Source organism: Paenibacillus sp. FSL H7-0331 (assembly GCF_001956045.1).
The window spans coordinates 1-22,877 of record NZ_MRTH01000044.1 but is presented as its reverse complement, the minus strand read 5'-3'; the positions used below and the strand labels follow the sequence as shown (position 1 = coordinate 22,877).

Here is a 22,877-nt window from a genome sequence, read left to right as displayed (position 1 = left end):
AATCCTCCGCAAACGGGGATAAGGAGCTTCACCAGTTGCGGGTGAGGCCCCTTGATAAGCCATATGTGAAATCTTTAAGTCCTTCATCATTGCCCTGAGCATGGCACGAGACATCGTTCTGATATTTGAAAAAAGCCTAGACTTTCAAGCCTAGGCCGGTATCAACTACATTTGTTTGTCGTGTGGATCTTGAATCCAGGTCAATTACTGCAATGGACTCACTATCAAAGATAACTCCGGATTGCTGTCCAAAGCCTCTTTACAATAATCACAAATTACTTTGACCTTGACATCACCATTCGGGCTATACGATATTATACTCTGACGCTCCTCAGGGGTCAAGAAATGGAAACCCAACAACTGTTCATTCACCTGCTGCTGGGGCAGTTCTCCAATTAATGTTTGGCAGTGACGGCAAATATAAGTAACGGTCAAAGCGAACACCTCCTTTTCATTCATTATGACCCAAAAAGGAAAATGCTAGCCTTCATCACACCGACTATACGTTAAACTTGGCCATCGTTTTTTCAAAAGGATTTCCTAAAGTGTACTCCATAGCCTCACAGGTCGTATCCAGCAGCTGAGGCATCGATTTGACCTCTTCCTTGGAAAAAGAAGACAGTACATAATCTGCAATATTATAGCCCGGTAAAGGGCGATTAATTCCCATCCGAATCCGGTTAAAGGACTGGGTTCCCAAATGCTGAATCGTCGATTTAATCCCGTTGTGCCCACCGGCACTTCCTTGATAACGAAGCCTGATTTGCCCAAATGGAGTATCCAGATCATCATAAATGACGATAAAATCCTCAATCGGTGCTTTAAAAAAATCCATAAATGCCCGTATCGATTCGCCAGACAAATTCATATACGTCATCGGCTTGATCAAATATACCTTTGTACCGTTCACATTGCCTTCACCAAGCAGTGCCTTGCATTTGCTTTGTGTTACTTTGATTCCGTGCTTTTCCGCAAAACGATCCACGGCCATAAAACCTATATTATGACGGGTCGATTGATAGGGAGTGCCCGGATTACCCAAACCTACAATCCACTTCACTCTTGTTATGCGCCCCTTCCAGACTGCCAAGCTTTCCAAATATCTTATATATATCATACCACAAATCGAACTACATTTTGCAGCGTGCCAGCTTGTCCTTTTATAAAAACATCTTAGCCTCTCTGGAAAAGAGTGCAAAAAAAGCGCATCGAATAACGATTCGATACGCTTCTCAATTTAACGATGGTTACAATCGATTACTTATCATCCTCAGCTTTGGAATCCGCAGCCTCGGCAGCAGCGCCAGACGCCTCAGTGGTATCTGCTTCCACTTCTTCCTCTGCTTTCTGAGGAGCCAGAATGGATACGAGTACATCATGCTCGTCGGTTTTGATCTCCAGCTTATTCGATAGCTTCAGCTCGGACACCAAAATGTTTTTGCCCACTTCCAATTCACTGATATCCACTACTATGGATTCCGGAAGGTCATCGGGTAAACAACGAATCGAAATTTCATGATGCTGGATTTGCAGAATACCGCCTTCTCTCACACCAATCGAGTCGCCATGGAAATCCAGACGAACGGTTGCTGTAACTGGCTCATTCATATTGATTTGATGAAAATCAACATGGGTCACAAATCTAGAAATCGGATCGCGTTGAACTTCGTTGATCATCACAGACTGTTTGCCTAATTCAGGCACGTCCATTTCAACAATCGCATTAGGGTGAGAACGAAGCAACGCCAATAATTGCTTTTCTTCTATCGCTATAGCCTGACTTGTAATGTTCGAGCCGTATATAACACCGGGAATTTTTCCATTTGACCGCAATCCCTTGCGCTCAGACTTGGTTGTACCTCTCCGTGCTTCTGCTTTCAATGCTAATACCACGGGTTGTGCCCCCTTCAAATTTCGATGATTTTGCGGATATGCTATTACATTACCCCAAATCAAAGAAAATCAAACACCCGTTGTCGATTCCATCCCAACAACACACATGCTAACAATTGTGTATCATCGTTTACTCAGGATTTGGTCTGCTGCTTCTTCTCACTGAATTTGCTTCTCAGCTTGGCTGCATAGCCTGCTTTGTTGACCTGACGTTCACGCGCAATAGCAACATCGTTGGGCTCCACGTCGTGTGTAATTGTTGAGCCAGCTACGACATAGGCACCCTTGCCGATTTTCAGTGGAGCGATCAAGTTCACGTTGCTTCCGATAAAGGCATCCTCGCCGACCTCAGTCAATTGTTTATTGAATCCATCATAGTTAACCGTGATCGCGCCGCAGCCAAAATTCACATTTTTCCCCACGATGGCATCCCCAATATAGCTCAGATGGGAAACTTTAACGTCATCAGCCAAGGTCGCATTCTTGATCTCTACAAAATCGCCGATCTTCACATTCGATCCCAGCTTCGCACCCGGACGCAAGTAAGCATAAGGTCCAATTGCCGTTGCGTTCCCCACCTCAGCCTCCGACAGCACTGCATACTTGACCTGAACACCGTCAGCTATCGTACTATCCGTAATATCAGCTTGTGGGCCAATGTAGCAATCCTCTCCGATCACCGTATTGCCTCGAATAACACTGCCTGGCGCCACAATCGTATCGGCACCGATTTGTACATCTGTCTCGATATAGGTGGTTAACGGATCCAGCAATGTAACCCCGGCTAGCATATGTTTGTTGTTAATTCGCGCACGCATGATCCGCTCGGCTTCAGACAACTGCACCTTATCATTCACACCCAGTGTTTCCATAGCGTCATGGGTACAGTAAGCCTGAACGATTTCATTATCGCCGACCAAAATACCAATAACATCCGTTAAATAATATTCCCCTTGCGCGTTTTGATTCGTTACTTTATTCAACGCATCAAAAAGCTTGCGGTTCGTAAAGCAATACATGCCTGAATTAATTTCTTTAATAGCCCGCTCCTGATCATTACAGTCCTTCTGCTCGACAATGCTTGAGAGTCTGCCGCTGGAATCGCGAATAATTCTTCCCAGACCTGTAGGATCTTCCATGATCGCGGTCATTACTGTTGCCGCCGCACCTGTTTCCTGATGCAGCTTGATCATATCCAGTAAGGACGCATTCGTAATTAGCGGCGTATCTCCATACAGAACGACTGTGAGCCCGTCTTCTTCGCCCAGTAGTGCCTTTGCCTGAAGAACAGCGTGCCCGGTACCGAGCTGCTGCTCCTGCATCGCATACTCAACACGTTCACCCAAGTATGATTTTACGGAATCGGCTCCATGTCCGACAACAACGACCTTCCGTTTTGCATCTATCTGCTCCAGGGCACTGACCACATGGCCCACCATTGGCTTGCCGCATACCTTGTGAAGTACCTTATATAATTTAGATTTCATCCGCTTACCTTGCCCAGCTGCAAGTACAATCCCCATAATACTCAAATCCGTCAACTCCATTTCCCCTGAACATGTTTTGCCTTCAATTTTATATGAATATGTACCAAAAGAAAAGAGAGCCTCGAAAGGCTCCCCGGAATACGTATTATGCTCCTTCAACGATAACGGCTTCTTCTTCTGTTTCAGACGCGGCCAAATCGTATTCTGCCAGAACAGCAGCTTGGATTTTTTCGCGTGTAGTTGAAGAAATCGGATGAGCGATATCTCTAAACTCTCCATCCGGTGTTCGCTTGCTGGGCATCGCCACGAACATCCCGTTATTCCCGTCAATAACTCTTATGTCATGAACGACAAATTCGTTATCTATGGTAATGGAAGCGATGGCTTTCATTCTTCCCTCGGAGTTAACCCGACGGAGTCTTACGTCTGTAATTTGCACTAGTGTTCACCACCTTTTCACATCTTGAGAAGACTTGGTGTTTAAATTCCACATTTTGGTGCTAAATCCTTCTTTTTTTTGTAACATTTTAACTATTTTTTTAAATAATTATTTAATTAAAAATTATTCGACAATTCTCGCCGCTATCAGTTCTATTTCGACAAAAACATCCCTTGGTAAACGGGCTACTTCCACCGTAGAGCGGGATGGCTTATGTGCTCCAAAGTAGGTTGCGTAGATTTCGTTCACCTTTGCAAACTGATTCATATCCTTTAAGAAAACGGTTGCCTTGATCACCGTATCGAAACTCGCTCCACCTTCAACCAGTACGGCCTCCAGATTGCGAAATACTTGATGGGTCTGCTCTTCGATTCCACCCTCAACCACTTGTCCATCAAGTCCAAGCGGAATTTGTCCGGATGTAAACAATAGATTGCCAAATTGAACAGCTTGTGAATAAGGCCCAATGGCCGCTGGTGCTTTATCGGTCGCAATTGTATTCAAAGATATCGTCATAAGTCACTCTCCATCAGAAAAATAGTTTCCAGGTTCTACCGTTATATGCTTCGTCCGCGGATCTACACCTGACAGCTTGGCCAGTGAAATATAGTCCTCTACCAGATGCTCTTCCACCTCACCGGATTCAACGAACACCCCTACGCCTTTAACTGTCGCTTTAAACTCCTGCAATAAATCCATCATGCCATGAACCGTACCGCCCACACGCATAAAATCATCTATAATCAACACGCGCGACTCTTCCTTCATCGCCCGACGCGACAAGGACATCGTCTGAATCCGTTTATTGGAGCCAGAAACATAGTTAATACTCACTGCCGATCCTTCAGTCACCTTATTATCACGTCGTACGATAACGACAGGTAAATTCAAAAATGTCGCTGTTGCATAAGCAAGCGGTATTCCCTTCGTTTCAACGGTCATCACCACATCAATATCTTTCGCAGCAAATGCTGTCGCAAACATTTTGCCAACCTCATTTAAAATAAGCGGCTGCCCCATGATATCGGACATATACATGTACCCACCAGGCAGGATACGTTCCGGCTGCTCCAATTGTCGGCATATCCCTTGGATAAATTGCAAAGAGTACGCTTTCGAAACCTTAGGGATAAATTTCACCCCTCCGGCCGCTCCAGCCAGCGTTTGCAGATCGCCAAGTCGCTCCTCCTCAAACACTTCCTTAATGATCGCCAAATCCTCACTGATTGAAGACTTTGCTGAATTGTACCTATCGGCAAATGTAGTTAAAGGAATCAGTGTATGGGGGCGAAAAAGCAAGTATTGCGTCATTTCGACCAACCTTGCACTTCTTTTCATTTTTTTCATAGTGCACCCCCTCATGGTAAAATTCATTAAAATCCGAATATTATAATGAGAATATACCATTTTTATACGTATTTATTCAAGATGTCCATGAAAATTATTCTAACATAGAACTAACATTTCATCATTTCTGCAGATAGCTTTCCCCCTAATCAGGTCAAAAGACGAACCGCATACACATCCTTGCAAAATCCCCGCAGCCCATTGTATATTCTCGCCACTTTCGCTTCCCTCGAGACCAGTCCGAATACGGTCGGACCGCTGCCCGACATCAATACGCCATCGGCACCCAATCTGACCATGCACTCCTTCAGCTGCCTAACCTCGGGATAAAGATCCAGTGTAACCTCTTCCAGCACGTTGCCCAACCGCTCACATAATAAATCAAACCGCTTTAACCGAATTGCCTCCAGAACATCAGACGCTGAAGGATGGTTGGCAATCTGATTGGCACGCAGCTTTCCGTAGATCTCGGAGGTCGATACATTGATCGGAGGCTTCGCCAGCACAACCCAGCATTGCGGAGGCGCCTCGATAGGCTCCAGCTTCTCTCCACGTCCGCGAGCGATCGCTGTCCCTCCCGTTACACAAAAAGGCACGTCCGAGCCCAACTCAGCTCCCAGAACCTGCATCTCCTCAGCAGGAATGTTTAATTTCCACAATCTGTTCAATCCACGCAGAGTGGCTGCCGCATCGCTGCTGCCCCCTGCCAAGCCCGCAGCTACCGGTATCTTTTTATCCAAATGTATGTAAACACCTTGCTTCACATCATAACGGTCCTTAATCAACCGAGCCGCTTGAAACGCCAAATTCTTCTCGTCCAGCGGTATGTAGCCGGCTTGACTGGAAATGATAATCGTGTCGCGAGGCAGTTCCTGCATCTCTATTCTGTCGGACAGATCGACCATCGTCATAATCATTTCAACCTCATGATATCCATCCTCGCGCTTGCGCAAAACATCCAGTAATAAATTAATTTTGGCCGGAGCCTTCTCAAAAACCTTCATTACGACACCTTCTTTGCGGCTCTATGCTTCTATATGTTTATACTATACCAAAAAACGAACAAAAAAAAGCTAAAGCCGCTTAATGCATGCTTCAGCCTGGATAGAATCGCTGTGAGATCACCTGAATGGAGGCTGTGATTGCTGCTTTAAAGCCTGCTCTGCAATCTGAATCGCCCTTTTCACCATATTTCCTGCGTCCTTAGTACGTATACCGCCCCAGCCTTCTCGCTGTACGGTTTCATAAAATCCTAAGTCCTTTGCAAGCTCGTACTTAAACCCTTCAGACATAACTCCACGGCTTCGGCCTCTGCGTGACATACGAACCCTTCCTTTCGGTAAGATGGTTGTAGTATCCCCGCGTTGCCCCGCTCTCATACGATCCGCTGTAACAAAAAACAGCACACCCGCCATGGGCATGCTGTTTTTGTAATTATTGATGTATAGCAATCCGTAGTTCTCCATCAGCCTGACACACCGTAACCTCAACGGATTCAGTGAGTATGTCTGCATAACTGTAAGAAACACGTTTAAAGGCATTTTGTTCCTGATCAAGCTTCACAATAAAAACAGATGGGTAGGTTTCTTCTAACACACCGGAACGTTCAATCGTTTTACGGCGACCACCATTTGCTCTTAACATGATTTTTTGTCCGACATGAGGTTCCAAACTGCGTTTGATATCCAACAGCGCATTTTTAGCCATTTGACCACTCCACCTCTTTCTTACTAAAGTATACCGCATTAGAGGGGTTATGTCAAATGAGGGTTAAATATTATAGCAGTGGTCCAAAGCTATTGTCAACGGCATTTTTGCTTAAATGAGTCAATTTTAGGTGAATAAAAGTTTAATACCGTTCACAGAAATGTCAAAATTGTATTGGAAGACACTATTCTGTATGGTTACTCCAAATAATTGCCCAAAGAAAAAACGCCCTAAGGCGTTCTGTTCAACCGTCCTATTGAAATTGAGGAACTCCTCTGCGAAAGCTGCCGCGCGACTCAATGCCGCCCATTCCCTCAAAGCCGCTATGGGTCAAGCCTATAACACCTGCCACATTAACAGTATCACGAATCGGGGTAAAGGCAACCTTAGCTGCCACACAGAGCGGATCTAGCGCATGAATAAGCACACGGGCCGGTGAGCTGGCATAATTTGCACCTGCCTGCAGCAGCGCTTCAAAATGGGATTGACAGGCCCCGGCAATAATGGTCAACTCATCCTTGTTTTTCTCATATTGTCTGGCCACCTTGACCGCCTGAACGAAATGATAAGAGTTTTTGTAGCTACCCAGCTGGTTCATATCACTTCTGCGATTTTTGAGAATGCCATCATGACCTGTAATGACGAGAATATCCGGCTTCGTTTGCGGCAGTAAGCGATACAAGGCCTCAGCCATCTTGATCTCGGACACATAAAAGCCTTCTGCTGGCACCCTGAGCTCACCATACAGGTTCATGCATTTTCGTAAGTAAGCGGGATCTCCGTCCAAATGCAGCACTTTGCCCGGTATTTCAAAATATCTCATAGCTATGCTCTCATTAGGCGCTGCCTTCGCCCCATGTGAATCCATTGAAGGCAATAACATTTGTTGAACCTCATTACTGCGAATCATGTCCATCCAAGGGGGATGCACTCTACTTGCGGGCGGATATGAATCCAGCTGTGGGGCACTTAGCAGGTCACTCAGAGGCGCATCAGCAAGCAAACGATAATCCACTCCTCTTAGGAGAGCCTGCCGCTGTATAACGTCCTGAATTTTAAACACAATATCATTATCATAAGATCTACGAGTAACCAGATCTCCCTGTTTCATGGGCAATCGCCTCCTCGTGTATCTTATGGCGCTCCTTAGCCATTGGTGAATACCGAGCAGGGTCACCATACAGGCGATTTACGCTCTGCCCAGTGCCTTGGACAAACAACTGCTTAAACGGGCATACTCCTCCATAGACAGCGTTTCACCGCGTCTCACAGGGTCAATGCCAGCCTCCAGCAATATAGCCTCCAGCTGCCCCTTGGTTTCTTTTGTGAAATAGCGGACTGCCAGATTGTTATAGATGGTTTTCCTGCGTTGAACGAACGATGCCTGGACCACCTCAAAAAAGAAAGCCTCATCCTCGACCTCGACAGCCGGCTTCTGACGCACTTTCAGTCTGATAACAGCTGAATCTACGTTCGGTTGAGGGATAAACACGGTTTTGGGAACAATCGTGACTACCTCAGGCTCGCAGTAGTACTGAACAGCTATACTCAGGCTTCCATATTCCTTGCCACCTGGTTTGGCTGACATCCGACTGGCTACCTCCTTTTGAATCATGACGACGATATACTCGAGAGGTAGCTTCTCTTCCAGCAGCTTCATGATAATCGGCGTTGTGATGTAATAAGGAAGATTGGCCACAACACTTACTTGTGCAAAGTCCTTAAACTGTTCTTGAAATAAGGCCTGCAGGTCGACCTTCAATATATCGCCATGAATAACGCTCGCATGAGCGTACCCGGCCAAGGTTTCCGTGAGCAATGGGAGCAGTCTTTGATCAATCTCGATAGCGACAACCTTACCCGCTTTCTTGGCAAGCTGTTGAGTCAAAGCTCCGACACCAGGACCGATCTCCAATACACCTTTATTTACATCCAGATCTGCCGAACTTACGATCTTATGTAGAATGTTAGGGTCCACCAAAAAATTCTGACCTAAGCTCTTTTTTAATACAAGGCTATGTTTTTTCAGCAAATCATTTGTTCTTTTGGGTGAGGCAATATCCTCTTGCTCTGTCCGTTGGTTCGTATCCATCCTTCAGCCCTCTTCTTGTTCAAGTTGCTGCCAGGCAGCTGCAAATTCTTCACGTGTGATTCGAAACATCCGACAGCGGTTGTAAAACTGTTTGCCATTGCAGTAGCCTATGCCAAGCCGCTTGCCCATCTCCATGCGTCTCGCCGCTGCTTGGGGATGAACGATGAGTCCCGCTGCTATCAGGTCCTCCAGTGTAATATCCGACTCCGCCGCCTCATAATCGGTACGCACGTTCTCTAGCGCTTTCCGTATCGTATCGACCGACGCATTCTCGACTCCTATATCCCCTTTGCTGGTCGCATCCTCTCGCGTTATAAAGGCGTGCTTGCATCCCGGAACCTGGGCTGTAATAATTTTGCGAATTCGTTCCCCCGCGTGGTCAGGATCGGTAAACACAATGACTCCCCGTCGCTGCTGTGCCAGCTTGATCCGCCGGATAATTTCCTTGTTAATCGCAGAACCTCCGGTCTCGATCGTTTCGGCATCAACAGCGCGTTTGATTGCCGTTGTATCGTCTTTCCCCTCTACCACAATCATTTCTTTAATCACACCTGCACCTTACCTTTCAAAGCAGAAAAAAGAAGAGGGATTCCTCTTCTCTTCCTGTAATGCTATATATGATGAGTCTGCCCCAATTGCCGACTGTTAGTCTGACGTTGGCTTGTTTGGTCCGATTACATAGATAGTATTTCCTCGCTTCATGCCAAAGCGGTTCGCATAATCGTTGCTATCAAAATAAACATCGATTTTGTTCCCCTTGACTGCACTACCAATATCCTCTGCTCTGCGGAATCCAAGCCCGTCTATATATATCCACCAGCCAAGTGGAATCACTGTGGGATCCACCGCAATCGTTCGACCTTCCATTACTCTCGTACCTGTCGCAGTGAGCCCATATTGCGGGTGCTCGCTGCTCTTGCCAGTCGATGATACACCAGCTGAATAAGCAGTCAGGGTCACATTATTTATAACCTGTTTTACGTTAAATTTCAAACCACTCTTGGATAATTCCTGAATGCTCGGTGAAGAAGCAGATAAGACCGTAACCGGATTTTTTGTACCTATTGCCACAATTTTGTTAACACGCTCGGATTGAACCTTTTCATCCACTACTGCTTCTGATACCAGCTTTCCATCCTCAAACAACTTCTCTTTTGTTTTTACAATTACGCCCTCTTGACCCTCTTGTACAATCTGTTCCTTGCCTTTAGGGAGCTGCGCATCGCTTTGCTTCTCAACATCAAAGGCTATCTTTTCCGAGAACTCTTCTTTTTCTTTCTTAACGCGAACAATTTGAACTACACCGGTTTCAGATAATTCGGTGTCAAGCGCAGGACTTACCTTATCAAGCTCTCCGATCGAGACTTGAAATTCCTGCAAAGCACTTCCTACAGTTTTGGCCACTGTGTAGAAGGTTTTTACTTCTCCGTCAGCTGTAAGCTGTAACGGTTTCGCATGGTCAATGGCAATCCGGTCGCCCGTATTCACCTTTGCATCCAGCGATGCGGAGAGACGATCATGCTCTCCAATAGAAATCCCCTGTTCATCCAGTAAACGTTGCAGAATCCATTGCTTCGTATACACAACTGATTCTTGTCCATTGACAACCACAGATACCCGCTTGGTAGCCGTGCCGTATAACATCATTAAAAACATGAAAGCGATAGCGATTGAAATCAGTGAAACGATCGAAATCAAACGCAAGTTTTCATGCTTCCATCGCAATGCGAAGGACATGCTGGATGATCGTCTTACATGGGGTTGCTCATACTCAATAGCTCCCACTTATTCGGTCCTCCTTAAAGCCCCGCCGTCGAGTGTATCACATGATTCATCTGACGCGACTATGGTTTAGGTTTTGCAATCTTTCGTTAAACGAGGATAAACGGCTTCGGCTTCTCCATTCAAGATCGAGGCGCGTTTGTCTAGAAACTAAAGGGCTGCAATCTACGTTCCATATCGTTCTTTCTGAGTGCGTTCAACACCTCCCAGTGTAAGATGTCGGCCTGTTTCGGAACCCCTGCTATAATGACGGGAGAACACAAAAAAAGTCAGCGGAGAAGAGGACTCTTCCCGTGACTCTTATATTATTTCACCGGCATGATGAAATAAAGTACACGACAATCGTTACCTCTCTCTTAACGCTTACGAGGTTAGCTGACGGATTCGGACTTGAGAGTCGCCCTACTTTGGATTGAATCGTATACACGTAAACACGTGATTCTATCCGAAAGATTCACCCCAGAAATCGTGACTTTTGCCCCATTGATTGCAATGAGCAAATCACTTTTTGGTTCCCCCGTTTCCCATTAGGAAACTCAGCGAAAATGGAAAATTGGTAATCGTATTAAGTTAATATTGAGTTTACGCTCTCCGGTGTGAACTTGTAAAGTATACAAACAGGGCAAAAAACGGTGAATTTCAATTGAATTAGGTCATAATTCAGGTTTTTACCGATAAAAACCCTATTTATCTCTCATTTTCATTATGCCTGTGTATATTTACTTGCGATATCCCCTAGAGCGAGAAAAACAAAGCTTCTCTACACCCAAAAATGATTCATTTTAGATCGAATAATGTAATGGCATTTTGGGTTGTAATTTGAGCAATTTGCTCAAGTGTAAGGCCTTTAATTTGAGCAGCAGTTTCTGCGACTAATTTCACATAAGCAGTCTCATTCCGCTTGCCGCGGTAAGGGTGAGGCGTTAAATAAGGGGCATCCGTTTCGATCAACAATCGATCCAGAGGTACCTTGTCCAGCACTTCTTTTGGCTGCTTCGCATTCTTAAAGGTCACAGGTCCTCCAAAGGAAATATAAAAATTCATATCCAGACATTGCTTCGCCGTTTCCCAGCTGCCAGAGAAGCAATGCATCACGCCGCCGACCTCGGCTGCCTTCTCCTCACGCAGTACCTGAATAATATCATGGTGAGCATCACGGTTATGAATGGCTATGGGCATACCCAGCTTGCGGGCGAGCCGAATTTGTTGACGGAACACCTTGTCTTGAACATCCTTGGGAGATGTATCCCAATAATAGTCAAGTCCGATTTCTCCAATAGCGACAACTTTGGGATGGCTGCAGAGCTGTTCGATCCATTCCAGATCTTCAGGCGTCATATCTTTGGCATCTTGCGGATGCCAGCCCACAGTCGAATAAATACAATCATATTGCTCAGCCAAAGCGATCGAGCTTGGAATCGTTTCTCTATTAAATCCGACATTGATCATTCGACTGATTCCGTTCTCTAACGCGCGCTGTATGACCTCGTGTCGATCTTCATCGAACTGGGGCGCATTTAAATGTACATGAGTGTCGGTTAGCATAATGGTTATGTCTCCTTCTATAGTTAGTCTTCCGCATCCAGCAGGTTTCTGAGCTCGGTCGGGATGGTGCTACGATCAACCTGCAGCAGCTCCTCAGGGAAATATAAATGGTATTGCCCTTTATGAATGCCGCTGATTGAGCGGATAATTTCTGACTTCTGTGAAATTTCAGTTAATTGATCATGCTGATCAAGCAGCAATATCGGCAAGTTTTCATCGTGCTCACCCGGACGGTACACATCATACGAAAGATCCGAGGGAAAATCAATTTCCATGTAAAATGTCGGATCCATGCCTGCATCCTGCATCACAACACGTAATTTTTCCAATTGCTTGATATCCAATTGCTCAAGCTTCACATACTTATACAATCGGCGATTTAGAAACCGTGAGCATAAATCCGACAAAATCGGATCCTGCTCGGTTGACCATTGTGCCAACACAGTCTGCATGAACGCCTCGTCCAGCATATGGTATTCCTGCACAGTTAACGTTTTGCGGAATAAGCTTAATAGGGGCGGAAGCATAAAGGAGAACTCGTAATTTTCCTCATACAGATGCTTGGCACGTCCGAACACCTTTTGCAAAATAATTTCAGCGCTTCGCGTAACCGGGTGAAAGTAGACTTGCCAATACATTTGGTAGCGGGACATCAAATAATCTTCGACGGCATGCATCCCGCTCTCCTTGACAACAATATGGCCTTGAAAAGGGCGAATAATTCTTAATATACGTTCCAGATCGAAGGTACCATAATTGACCCCTGTAAAATAAGCATCACGAAGCAAATAATCCATACGATCAGCATCGAGCTGGCTGGAAACGAGGCTGACGACAATTTCCTTGTGGTAGGTTTTGCAAATAACACCAGCAACTTGCTCTGGAAAGGTGGGTGACACCTGTTTAAGGACACGATTGACCTCGGTATCGCCAAGCACGATCCTGCAGGACCAATCCTCATGGTGGGTGCCAAATGTCTTTTCGATGGAATGGGAAAAGGGACCATGCCCGACATCGTGAAGCAGAGCAGCGCATAAGGAGAGCAGTCTTTCTTCCCTTGGCCAATCCTCATACTGGTTGCGTTCAAATTGCGAGATGATTTTTCGAGTCACCTCATATACGCCAAGCGAATGTGAGAACCGGCTGTGCTCCGCCCCATGAAAAGTTACAAAGCAGGTACCAAGCTGCCTGATCCGGCGCAGCCTTTGAAACTCCTTGGTATTAATCAAATCCCAAATCGTCTGATCCTGAACATAAATATATTTGTGAACAGGGTCCTTAAATACTTTTTCTTCTTGAAGAGAACGAGTCATGATCCTTCACCTGCACTTTCTTCGATTTTTCGACATAAACAAACAAAAACCTGTATATTTGTCGAATAATATCATATTCATATTTCCAATTTTATCATATATTTAACTGACTAAATCCCCCTCGTAAAGCCTTTATTAAATCAATTCAAGAAAAATTTAGCTATTTTGAATGAATTTTTAATCAAATTTGAACAAATTCGACATCATGATTGTCAAAAATCGACAAGTTGAGGTTGACTATTTTGGGAATGGTTGGTATCATAGAAAATAAGAATTATGTCGAATAATGACGATTATTTTTTTCTGAGAGGGGACTTATAACATGTTAAAATCAACTGGTATTGTTAGAAAGGTCGATGAATTGGGTCGGGTTGTTATTCCTATCGAGCTTCGCAGAACTTTGGGTATCGGCGAAAAAGACGCTTTGGAAATTTATGTAGATGGCGAGCGCATCATGCTCAAAAAATATGAACCTGCTTGTATCTTTTGCGGTAACGCTGAAAATGTTTCTTATTATAAAGGTAAAATTATTTGTCACGAATGTTTGTCCGATATGCCAATACCTGTGACAAAATAAGAAAAATAGTTTATAATAAGGATAGCAATTCTTACTTAGGTAATTCTAACCTTTTTCATATCTCCTCTTGTCCCTGAATCATAGACAACTATGACTCAGGGATTTTTTTTGGGAAAGAAGACCATTCCGTAGAAGGCCGACTATGAGTGGTTTTAAGCCATTTGATTCATTCTTCTTTATGTAGGAAGTTATACAACTCTCTCTTGGGCATCTGACGGTCGGAGGCGGCACGTTTCATGGCTTCCTTACGGTCGGAGCCTTGCAATTCATAATGCTCGACATGTGCCTTGATGGTGTACGATTCCCACCATTCGACAGTCAACGCCATCTCTGAAGCCGTGCTGCCTTCAACAATGATACAATATTCACCTTTGGGCTCATATTCGCTCAGGAAATCACAGCATTCACGTATCGTCCCTCTTGCAGCCTCCTCATACTTCTTGGTCACTTCACGCATCAAGCAGACCTGACGTTCGGGATTCCAGACCGTTAGCATAGCCTCAAGCGTCTTAACAATCCGGTGCGGGGATTCATAAAAGATAAGGGTTTCCTTTTTAGGCTGCAGTAGCTCAAGTTCTTGAAGCAAGGATTTTTTGTCACGGGGCAGGAATCCCAGGAACGTGAATCGCTCTGTCGACAATCCAGAAACAATCAAAGCCGATAAAGCCGCATTGGCACCCGGTATCGGAATTACATCAATACCCGCTTCAATCGCTTGCTTCACCAATTCCGATCCTGGATCACAGATCGCCGGCAATCCGGCATCACTGACCAGAGCGATAGAATCCCCCGTTTCCAGCAAGCGAATCAATTCTGGCCCACTGGCGTGCTTATTATGCTCATGATAGCTGACGAGCCTTGTGGGGATGTTGAAATGCGTCATCAGCTTTCTCGTTTGTCGTGTATCCTCAGCAGCAACCCACTGTACCTCTCCCAATATACGAATGGCTCGGAAGGTCATATCCTCCAAATTACCGATCGGGGTTCCTACCAGGTACAGCTTGCCTAATCCATTCTCTTGTCCATAGCTTTTTTGAATATTCATTATGATTTCCTCTTCAGTTCTCAGGTTGTTGGATTAGTTCATCACGTTTGCCATAATAAAGCTCCATGAGCTCTTCACAGTATTCCGTCTTATTCTTATATACCAGCAGCGGCGGCAGCGTCCTTAGCTCCGGTTTGCCGTCCTTATGCGCTTCAATCAACACCATGTTGGCTTCTTCCCCCGCACGTGGATGAACGAAGCGAATTCGCTTAGGCTCCAGCTTATAGGCCCGCATCATACCAAAAATCTCTACCAACCGGCTTGGCCGATGAACCATCGCGACACGCCCTCCGGCACGCACTAATTTACTGCTGACCCTGACAACATCCTCCAACGTGCAAAACACCTCATGCCGGGCAGCAGCAAAATGCTCATTCCTGTTTTGCTCTCCGTCCTGAATCGGCAAGTATGGCGGATTGACTGTAACAACGTCAAATGCCCCATGGCCCAGTTCGGTGCAGGCATCCTTCAAATCACCATGAATAATACGGATTTGCTGCTTCAGTTCGTTCAGTTCCACATTACGTTTGGCCATATCTGCGAGTCTTTCTTGTATTTCGATGGCTACGATCGAGGCTTTGGTTCGCGTACTTAGCAGTAAGGGGATCACACCATTACCTGTACATAAATCGATCATTCGTCCCTTTGGTGGCGTATAGCAAAAGCGACCCAGTAATACAGCATCCAGAGAAAAGCTGAACACCTCATCACTCTGGATAATTTTCAAATCATTTGTAAGCAGATCATCAACCCGCTCACTGGCATGTAAAGATACTTTTCCCATATCGTTCCTCTTTCTAAAAAAACCGTAGAGAAGCTTGCTCCCCTACGGCGGTTTTATTTGCAGTTTATCACTTCATCGCATGCGCGTTTCGATGCTGATTATTTATTAAGAAAAGATAAGCAGAACAAGCAATCTCCTTCTGTCCGCAAATGCCCATAATACACATTACATATATGGAATCCTTCTTGGTACAGTCGAGACAGGTTGTCATAACCTTCCCCTGTAAGCTCTTTGGCCTGTGCCGGTGTAATAGGCGCTTGTGGCACAATGACCTCAGACGGTAAGGTGTCCATCTTCATCAGCTTGCGCAGCTGCTGATTTTCTATACTCAGACGTTTATTTTCTTCAAGAAGCTCGACTATTTGCCGCTTCATCTGACCAAGCTCGCCGTATATCGTTCCCATTTGTTCTTCTATCTGCTCTATTTGCACAAATACGTTTCTTTTATCCACGCGTTCACCTCAAGGAAGCTTGAACTTGAACTACCATTAATGCTGCTCAACCGCATCGTCAAAAGAAAGCTCCATTACTTTACCCAAATCATAGACTTGAATTTTTGCAGTACGTTCGTTCATGTTCAGCGAAACTACGCGTCCGCTGCCCAATGATGTAATCACATTACTACCCACACGCGGCACATCTTCCTTGGCACTCTCATAATTATCGTGCTCATATTTCAAGCAGCACATTAACCGGCCGCAAAGCCCGGATATTTTCGTTGGATTCAATGATAAGTTTTGATCTTTCGCCATTTTAATCGAGACCGGCTCAAAATCACCCAGAAAGGAAGAACAGCATAGGATTCGTCCGCATGGACCAATTCCCCCCAGCATTTTGGCCTCATCACGAACACCTATCTGCCTGAGTTCAATTCGTGTACGGAACACACCAGCCAAATCCTTTACCAGCTCCCGGAAATCCACTCTACCTTCAGCTGTAAAGTAAAAGATGATCTTGTTACGATCAAATGTATATTCAACATCAACCAGTTTCATTTTCAACTGATGATCCTTGATTTTTTCCTGACAGAGCGCGAATGCATTTTTGGCTGCCGATTTATTGTCTTCCACCAGCTGCGCATCCGTATAATCCGCTATCCGTATTACTTTTTTTAGCGGTAAAACCACATCCGATTCTTTAACCGTGCGCTTACCAATGACGACTTTTCCATATTCAATGCCACGAGCCGTTTCAACAATCACAGCACTATCTTTATCGACCGGAAGATCGATGGGATCAAAATAATAAATTTTCCCAGCCTTTTTAAAGCGTACACCTACAACCGAGTACATGTTACACCCCCTTCAAGTGCATTAGCATTTTTTCAAGCACCAGCTGCGGGTTTGCATGGAAACGAAGCCTTTTTTGCAGCTCGATCGCCTGCTCCATGCAGCGGACCCAGTGCTTCATATCGTAACTCAAGGCTTGTCCGCCCATCCATTCGGTTTGATCTGTAAAAACCAGCTCATTGTGATCACCCAGACTTAATCGAACCATATCCTTCAGCCACAAAATGAGCATATCCATAAATAATGGAAGCTGATCGGTTAACTCCGATTTGGCCAGCTTCTGTTGTGCGGTCAGCATCGATGTCGGTAGTCGGGTCAAGCTCTCCCTCGCTAATTGTATCACTAGGTTTCTAATTTCTGCAAACCCATTTCCTTGAATCAGCTCTCGTGCCGCCTCAGTTCCTGCCGCCAAACGAACGGCCGGTTGGATCAAAAAGGACGGATGTCCCTCCGCTTGCAGCGTTTCTATCATCAACACCCGGCTGAGTGGAGCAAACGGCACCCACTGTGCTCTTGAACGAATGGTTGGCAGCAACGCTTGCCCGTTATCCGTAATCAAGATCGCGACTACCCGAGAAGTCGGTTCTTCCAAAAATTTCAGCAAGCTGTTCGCCGCCTGCACGGTCATCGTATCGGCATTCTCCAGCACGTACATCTTTAAGCCGGAAACCCCTGCACGATACGCAAATTGCTTTTGCAGCTCACGAATCTGCTCGATCTTGATCGATGCTCCGTCAGGTTTGACCCAATGGAGGTCTGGGTGATTACCATGCTCCACCTTGCGGCAGTCCAGACATTCTCCACAGGCATCATCGGGAAGCACCTTGCAATACAGGGCCTGAGCAAAAGCAAGTGCCATCTGCCTCCGCCCTGTTCCGTGCTGACCTGTAAAAATATAGGCATGGGACACTTTATCCGTCCGCAAACTATTTTGCAATATGCGCTTGACGCGTTCCTGCCCAGCTATGGACTCAATAGACATCTCGGTCTGTAAAATCCTTTCCTACTCTATAATATTTAAATATGGGACCATTTCTTGTCATTTAGAAGACAAGGTTAATCAGCATCCCCCGGATTTCGCCAATTTTGTGTAAGATGTCGATCCGCCCCTGCTCGCTCTCCAGCATATCATCAGCAAGCGTCAACAGCTCTTGATCAACCTCTTCCAGCAGTTTATAGCGTTTGGAGCGGCCCCGTCGGTCCCAACCCCGTGTATCACGCAGTTGGACACCCCGACGCACCGTTTCCTCCAAAAACCTCATAACGAGCAATTTATACTGGCGCAGCTCACGTACCGTCATGGATTTGCTTAGACGATCACCCTGCATGTGTATCTCCTGCAAAATACGTTGAAGCTGTTCCTGATTCGCTCCTTCATTTTGCTGCTGCATCATATCTGAGAAAGACTTCTGCTGCAGCTGCTGGGAAGCTGTATTTTCCATGCGTTGAATTTCTTTACCGAAAGGTCGCCAGCCCGGATTAATTTTCACTCCGCGTCCACCCTTCCTTCTTTAATAGTGCTCGAATCTTTCAACCGGAAGCACGAATACAGCAGCTCCGCCTACCTGTACTTCTACAGGGAAAGGTATATAGGAATCGGTCGTTCCACCCATAGGGGACACAGGAGTAACCATCTGCTCACGAATCTTGCAATTGGCTTTAATCACCTGCATCACATCGCTAATGCGCTCGTCTTCAATACCGATCATAAAGGTTGTATTCCCTGCTCGCAAAAACCCACCCGTACTGGCCAATTTGGTTGCACGAAACCCTTCCTTGATTAACGCATTAGAAAGACGATTGCTGTCTTTATCCTGGACAACGGCAATAACTAGTTTCATTAGCATCAACCTCCTCGTGAAATATGTTCTCCCACTCTATAATAATTTGACATCCATGTGTACAATTCCTGCAATGACAAGTGCTGCTGTACGCTAAAAACGATCGAAAACGAGCGATAAACGAACTATTTTTGGAGAAAATGGGTAATTGCCGCTTTCACTTGCCTAAAGACGGCCTCGATTTCCACGTTAGCATCTATCGTCACGATTCTTTCCGGAAAACGTTCCGTCAGGATCAAGTAACCCTCACGCACTTTTTGATGGAAAGCCAGCTCCTCCAAATCGAGTCTGTTGATTTCCCTTTCCTCATTGGCATGAATCCGCTTAAGTCCAACTTCCGGATATACGTCTAGATAAATCGTGAGATCGGGAAGAATCTGATCAATCGCAAATCGATTAATACCCAGTACCTCATCAATACCCAAACCTCTGGCATGACCCTGATAAGCTAAGCTGCTGTCAATAAACCGATCACAGATGACAACTTTACCTGCCTGCAGTGCCGGTACAATTTTTTCGACTAAATGCTGCCTTCTGGCTGCCGCGTATAATAATGCCTCGGTGCGTCCGTCCATCCTTGTATTCTGTGTATCTAGAAGGACCTCCCTGATTTGTTCGGCAATTTGAATGCCTCCCGGCTCACGAGACGTCATGACTTCATAACCTAAAGCAGATAGATGGTTAGTGAGCAAATGGATGATCGAAGTCTTCCCTGCGCCCTCGCAACCCTCAGTTGTAATGAAAAATCCTTTATACATCGTGTTTACTCCAATACTTAGTAATCACAGCTTGTTGCGATCCTCCTTTTCACCGCCTCCGAAGCGAGTTTTCTACGAAAACTTGTACTTCACAGAGTTGAAAGGCGACTTTTGAACAGACACTTAAAGCTGTTTCTTCTATTATATATCGTTTGCCTTATGATTACCTCACAATTTTAATAAAATATCGCACCACTTAAGATTTGGCACTACTTAACACCGAGAGCATGGGCTGCTCGCCCTCAATTAACCCATGAATTCTTGCTCCCATAGCGACCAGTTGCATTAAATAACGCAATACTTCAGCAGAAATCAGCTCTCCTGGGCATAGTACTGGGATACCGGGAGGATAAGGGACTACCATTTCAGCTGAATGCATCCCTTCCACATCCTCCAGCGCAACCTGAATCGCACCTTTCTGGCGAACGTTGGATTCATCAAAAGAAACAGGCTTGGATAAACCAGGCATCACTGTAGAGGAAAAGCTGCGTAATGTTGCTATGCTGTTGTCTCCCACTGTTTTTTCGTTATTTGCCAAGCTTATCGCCTTCAGCGCCTTCAGCACTTTGAGCACATCCTGCTCTGTCGATGCCAGACTAAATACGAGTAGTACAGCTTGTGGGTCAGCCAGCTCTACAAAGCAGCCCTGTGCCTCCAATTTATCCTTCAGATCAAAGCCGCTTAGCCGATGGTTTGAATCTTTGATCGTCACCTTAAAGGGGTCCTTGCAAATGATCTCATTATCCGTAATAGGCTCAAGTATCGTAAAGTCACTAAGTAATTCCAAACCCTTGTTAAATTTATCAACAACGGTAAGTGCTTTGTCTAACAATGCTCTGCCTTCTGTATGCATCTGTCGACGACTGAGATCCAGGCTAGCCATTAACGGATAGGACGGACTGGAGCTTTGCAGCATAGTCAAATAGCGTTTTAATTCATTTCGATCTATGAGCTCGCCTTGTACATGAAGCATCGATCCCATGGTCATGGCTGTTAACAGCTTGTGCGTTGACTGGACTACCGCGTCAGCCCCGCAGGTGAGCGCAGATGGAGGCAGAGCGGGATGAAAGCCGAAGTGCGCCCCATGTGCTTCATCGACAAGCAGCAGTCTTCCGTGCTCGTGAAGCAGTTGGGCGATAGCTTGCAGCGGCAGCGCCATACCGTAATAGCTGGGACGTGTCACCAGCAGTCCTTTTGCTTCGGGATACTTCTCAAGAGCCTCCTGTATGGCTTCCAGACGCAGCCCACGCGTCATTCCTGTAACCGGGTCTACTTCAGGGCTTACAAACACTGCGCGTGCACCAGCGAGCATGAGGCCGTGAATGACCGACTTATGGGCATCCCTTTGAATTAGTAGTAGGTCCCCCCTGCGACATACACTTAATATCATAGCCAGATTGCCCACTGTACTTCCGTTTACGAGGAAAAAGCTTTCCTCTGCACCAAAACAATCTGCTGCCAATCGCTGTGCTTCCAAAATCGCTTCCTCGGGATGATGCAAATCATCCAGACCTGATATTTCCGTTAAATCCAGACGCATTATAGATTCATAGTAAGGACGTGCAGTCTGATCCAAGCCCTGCCCTGATTTATGCCCTGGTACGTGTAAGCTTACATAGGATTGTTCGGCATGTCCCATTAATTTCTCGAATAACGGGGCTCTGTGCTTATCTATTGTCATAAGTTGTTTCTCCAGTCGGCATGTGAAAGTATAGTTCTATTGTAACAAACAAAAAGACTCTCTCCAACGTTTTAACGTCGAAAGAGAGCTTTGTATACATGGACAAGAGCTTATGCATTTTTTTTGTAAAAAATTCGCTTCATTTGGCGGATAAAAAAAGGGTATTTGGCATCCATGACGTCCGTTTGTACCATCTCATGTTCGCAATCTTCGCAAATAAATTCGGATATAATCATGATACCGTGTTCCTTTGTCTGTCCACAGATGATGCAGCCTTGGGCTTCCTCTAGTTCCTTGATAACCTTTCCCATTAGACTCACCTCTATTCTTCTTTTCTATCAGTATGTCCGTATTCTCTTAACTTAAACTCGGGATACTATATGATTATGAATATAGCTTATACAAGGTTCCAAAGCTTAACATTTGATTCATTGCAGCCGATATATATAAATGCAATATGCATACATATCTTCACTACTATTGTAGCTATGCCCTACTCAAAGACGAAATCGAATTCTATGAAATGGACGCGTGAAGCTATCGTGAATAAACAAGAGCTTTCTAAAGAATCCACCGTATACCACTATCGACTTCTCAAAAGAATTCATTACAGCACTATTCTCAATCTCATCTACTGGGGCATCCTTGTAAGCATGCTCGCCCGGGAGTTAATCCATCTGCGTCCCTATGCAATGTTATTGGGAATAGCATTCCTTCCACTACTCCACGCCCTACTCATCTACTTGCATATCACTTTAAAGGAAAAACGACCACTTACGCATTGGCAATTCCGATTTCGTTTGCCTTGGCTGGGTTTAGCACCGACCAATCATATAGGTTTAAAGAGATTCAGAGGACTTCAAATGCAAGTATTTTGGGTGACAATCATGATTATTGGATGCTTTTATCCATGGGCACCATTAGATATGATAAGTCTGTTTTTCGTTCATCTATGGATTTTTTTGCCGCGATTGATCATATTGTTCCGTCTGAGAAAGCATTCCTCCAGAGGATTTATAAAACTCAATGACAAAGATACTTCATGTTACTCGCAATAAAAAATTGCAATTTGGATATTGGTTTGCACTTAGGTTACGTTTAGATTCATCAAACAACGTTACATACCTATCCTTACGGCCTTGCCCTTCTATGCAGACTGCTCTGTATGTATACAAACGGCAAGGTCGTTATGCCAATAAAAAATAGCCTTTTCGGATAAGTATCCAAAAAGGCTATTTTACTGTGCTTGGCAACGTCCTACTCTCCCAGAACCCTGCGGTTCAAGTACCATTGGCGC

General features: G+C 45.2%; 27 protein-coding genes and 1 riboswitch. Of the genes, 1 reads left to right on the top strand and 26 read right to left on the bottom strand.

The window, feature by feature from the left end; genetic code table 11:
• Positions 1-204: 204 nt before the first annotated feature.
• The 16 genes from fin to BK127_RS35495 all read right to left on the bottom strand — a co-directional run bounded on the left by fin (position 205) and on the right by BK127_RS35495 (position 13,605).
• Entirely contained in the window at positions 205-435 is a 231-nt protein-coding gene (gene fin, locus BK127_RS35570) for an anti-sigma-F factor Fin (RefSeq protein ID WP_076237301.1), read from the bottom strand.
• A 64-nt stretch (positions 436-499) separates the two neighbouring features.
• Positions 500-1,060 carry an aminoacyl-tRNA hydrolase gene (gene pth / locus BK127_RS35565; protein WP_076237299.1) on the bottom strand — a complete coding sequence of 187 codons (561 nt, stop codon included), beginning with the start codon at positions 1,058-1,060 and terminating at the stop codon, positions 500-502.
• 197 nt (positions 1,061-1,257) lie between these two features.
• Positions 1,258-1,893, bottom strand: coding sequence for a 50S ribosomal protein L25 (locus BK127_RS35560; RefSeq protein WP_076237297.1), 636 nt, complete (start codon positions 1,891-1,893; stop codon positions 1,258-1,260).
• Between the two features lie 134 nt (positions 1,894-2,027).
• Positions 2,028-3,425, bottom strand: a complete 1,398-nt coding sequence (gene glmU / locus BK127_RS35555; RefSeq protein ID WP_076237379.1) for a bifunctional UDP-N-acetylglucosamine diphosphorylase/glucosamine-1-phosphate N-acetyltransferase GlmU — start codon at positions 3,423-3,425, stop codon at positions 2,028-2,030.
• A 100-nt stretch (positions 3,426-3,525) separates the two neighbouring features.
• Entirely contained in the window at positions 3,526-3,819 is a 294-nt protein-coding gene (spoVG, locus tag BK127_RS35550) for a septation regulator SpoVG (protein ID WP_076237295.1), read from the bottom strand.
• A gap of 123 nt (positions 3,820-3,942) precedes the next feature.
• Positions 3,943-4,335 (bottom strand): RidA family protein, encoded by a 393-nt coding sequence (locus BK127_RS35545; RefSeq protein WP_076237293.1) that lies wholly within the window; start codon positions 4,333-4,335, stop codon positions 3,943-3,945.
• A 3-nt stretch (positions 4,336-4,338) separates the two neighbouring features.
• Positions 4,339-5,166 (bottom strand): pur operon repressor, encoded by an 828-nt coding sequence (purR, locus tag BK127_RS35540; protein WP_076237291.1) that lies wholly within the window; start codon positions 5,164-5,166, stop codon positions 4,339-4,341.
• A 149-nt stretch (positions 5,167-5,315) separates the two neighbouring features.
• A complete protein-coding gene (ispE, locus tag BK127_RS35535) occupies positions 5,316-6,170 on the bottom strand; it encodes a 4-(cytidine 5'-diphospho)-2-C-methyl-D-erythritol kinase (RefSeq protein WP_076237289.1) in 855 nt (284 codons plus the stop codon).
• A gap of 117 nt (positions 6,171-6,287) precedes the next feature.
• On the bottom strand, positions 6,288-6,617 hold the full coding sequence (locus BK127_RS46125) for a small, acid-soluble spore protein, alpha/beta type (RefSeq protein WP_445667532.1): 330 nt from the start codon (positions 6,615-6,617) through the stop codon (positions 6,288-6,290).
• The gene (gene veg / locus BK127_RS35525) at positions 6,601-6,873 is read right to left on the bottom strand and encodes a biofilm formation stimulator Veg (RefSeq protein ID WP_076237287.1); all 273 of its coding nucleotides are present in this window, start codon (positions 6,871-6,873) and stop codon (positions 6,601-6,603) included. Before veg ends, BK127_RS46125 begins: the two co-directional genes overlap by 17 nt.
• A gap of 253 nt (positions 6,874-7,126) precedes the next feature.
• Entirely contained in the window at positions 7,127-7,984 is an 858-nt protein-coding gene (gene yabG / locus BK127_RS35520; RefSeq protein WP_076237285.1) for a sporulation peptidase YabG, read from the bottom strand.
• Positions 7,985-8,062: 78 nt separating this feature from the next.
• Positions 8,063-8,965, bottom strand: coding sequence for a 16S rRNA (adenine(1518)-N(6)/adenine(1519)-N(6))-dimethyltransferase RsmA (gene rsmA, locus BK127_RS35515; protein WP_076237283.1), 903 nt, complete (start codon positions 8,963-8,965; stop codon positions 8,063-8,065).
• Positions 8,966-8,968: 3 nt separating this feature from the next.
• Positions 8,969-9,514 carry a ribonuclease M5 gene (gene rnmV, locus BK127_RS35510; RefSeq protein ID WP_076237281.1) on the bottom strand — a complete coding sequence of 182 codons (546 nt, stop codon included), beginning with the start codon at positions 9,512-9,514 and terminating at the stop codon, positions 8,969-8,971.
• A gap of 96 nt (positions 9,515-9,610) precedes the next feature.
• On the bottom strand, positions 9,611-10,750 hold the full coding sequence (locus BK127_RS35505) for a resuscitation-promoting factor (RefSeq protein ID WP_076237279.1): 1,140 nt from the start codon (positions 10,748-10,750) through the stop codon (positions 9,611-9,613).
• A 341-nt stretch (positions 10,751-11,091) separates the two neighbouring features.
• Positions 11,092-11,299, bottom strand: a riboswitch (cyclic di-AMP (ydaO/yuaA leader).
• A 225-nt stretch (positions 11,300-11,524) separates the two neighbouring features.
• Entirely contained in the window at positions 11,525-12,292 is a 768-nt protein-coding gene (locus tag BK127_RS35500) for a TatD family hydrolase (RefSeq protein WP_076237277.1), read from the bottom strand.
• A gap of 23 nt (positions 12,293-12,315) precedes the next feature.
• A complete protein-coding gene (locus tag BK127_RS35495; protein ID WP_076237275.1) occupies positions 12,316-13,605 on the bottom strand; it encodes an HD domain-containing protein in 1,290 nt (429 codons plus the stop codon).
• Positions 13,606-13,927: 322 nt separating this feature from the next.
• Between BK127_RS35495 and BK127_RS35490 the strand changes: the two genes are divergently transcribed.
• The gene (locus BK127_RS35490) at positions 13,928-14,182 is read left to right on the top strand and encodes an AbrB/MazE/SpoVT family DNA-binding domain-containing protein (RefSeq protein ID WP_076237273.1); all 255 of its coding nucleotides are present in this window, start codon (positions 13,928-13,930) and stop codon (positions 14,180-14,182) included.
• Positions 14,183-14,348: 166 nt separating this feature from the next.
• Here the strand turns inward: BK127_RS35490 and rsmI are convergent, their stop codons facing one another.
• The 10 genes from rsmI to BK127_RS35440 form a co-directional block, all read right to left on the bottom strand.
• Entirely contained in the window at positions 14,349-15,227 is an 879-nt protein-coding gene (rsmI, locus tag BK127_RS35485) for a 16S rRNA (cytidine(1402)-2'-O)-methyltransferase (protein WP_076237271.1), read from the bottom strand.
• A gap of 13 nt (positions 15,228-15,240) precedes the next feature.
• Complete coding sequence (locus tag BK127_RS35480) at positions 15,241-16,011, bottom strand: tRNA1(Val) (adenine(37)-N6)-methyltransferase (protein ID WP_076237269.1); 771 nt, start codon at positions 16,009-16,011, stop codon at positions 15,241-15,243.
• Positions 16,012-16,109: 98 nt separating this feature from the next.
• Positions 16,110-16,463, bottom strand: a complete 354-nt coding sequence (gene yabA / locus BK127_RS35475) for a DNA replication initiation control protein YabA (protein WP_076237267.1) — start codon at positions 16,461-16,463, stop codon at positions 16,110-16,112.
• Positions 16,464-16,499: 36 nt separating this feature from the next.
• Complete coding sequence (locus BK127_RS35470; protein WP_076237265.1) at positions 16,500-17,303, bottom strand: PSP1 domain-containing protein; 804 nt, start codon at positions 17,301-17,303, stop codon at positions 16,500-16,502.
• A gap of 1 nt (position 17,304) precedes the next feature.
• Positions 17,305-18,282 carry a DNA polymerase III subunit delta' gene (gene holB / locus BK127_RS35465; RefSeq protein WP_076237263.1) on the bottom strand — a complete coding sequence of 326 codons (978 nt, stop codon included), beginning with the start codon at positions 18,280-18,282 and terminating at the stop codon, positions 17,305-17,307.
• A gap of 61 nt (positions 18,283-18,343) precedes the next feature.
• Positions 18,344-18,790 (bottom strand): YaaR family protein, encoded by a 447-nt coding sequence (locus BK127_RS35460; RefSeq protein WP_076237261.1) that lies wholly within the window; start codon positions 18,788-18,790, stop codon positions 18,344-18,346.
• Positions 18,791-18,811: 21 nt separating this feature from the next.
• Positions 18,812-19,141 carry a cyclic-di-AMP receptor gene (locus tag BK127_RS35455; RefSeq protein WP_076237259.1) on the bottom strand — a complete coding sequence of 110 codons (330 nt, stop codon included), beginning with the start codon at positions 19,139-19,141 and terminating at the stop codon, positions 18,812-18,814.
• A gap of 125 nt (positions 19,142-19,266) precedes the next feature.
• Positions 19,267-19,899 carry a dTMP kinase gene (gene tmk / locus BK127_RS35450; protein ID WP_076237257.1) on the bottom strand — a complete coding sequence of 211 codons (633 nt, stop codon included), beginning with the start codon at positions 19,897-19,899 and terminating at the stop codon, positions 19,267-19,269.
• A 196-nt stretch (positions 19,900-20,095) separates the two neighbouring features.
• Positions 20,096-21,580, bottom strand: coding sequence for an aminotransferase class I/II-fold pyridoxal phosphate-dependent enzyme (locus BK127_RS35445; RefSeq protein ID WP_076237255.1), 1,485 nt, complete (start codon positions 21,578-21,580; stop codon positions 20,096-20,098).
• A 110-nt stretch (positions 21,581-21,690) separates the two neighbouring features.
• Positions 21,691-21,891: a sigma factor G inhibitor Gin gene (locus tag BK127_RS35440; protein WP_076237253.1), complete on the bottom strand. Its 201-nt coding sequence runs from the start codon at positions 21,889-21,891 to the stop codon at positions 21,691-21,693.
• Positions 21,892-22,877: the final 986 nt, after the last annotated feature.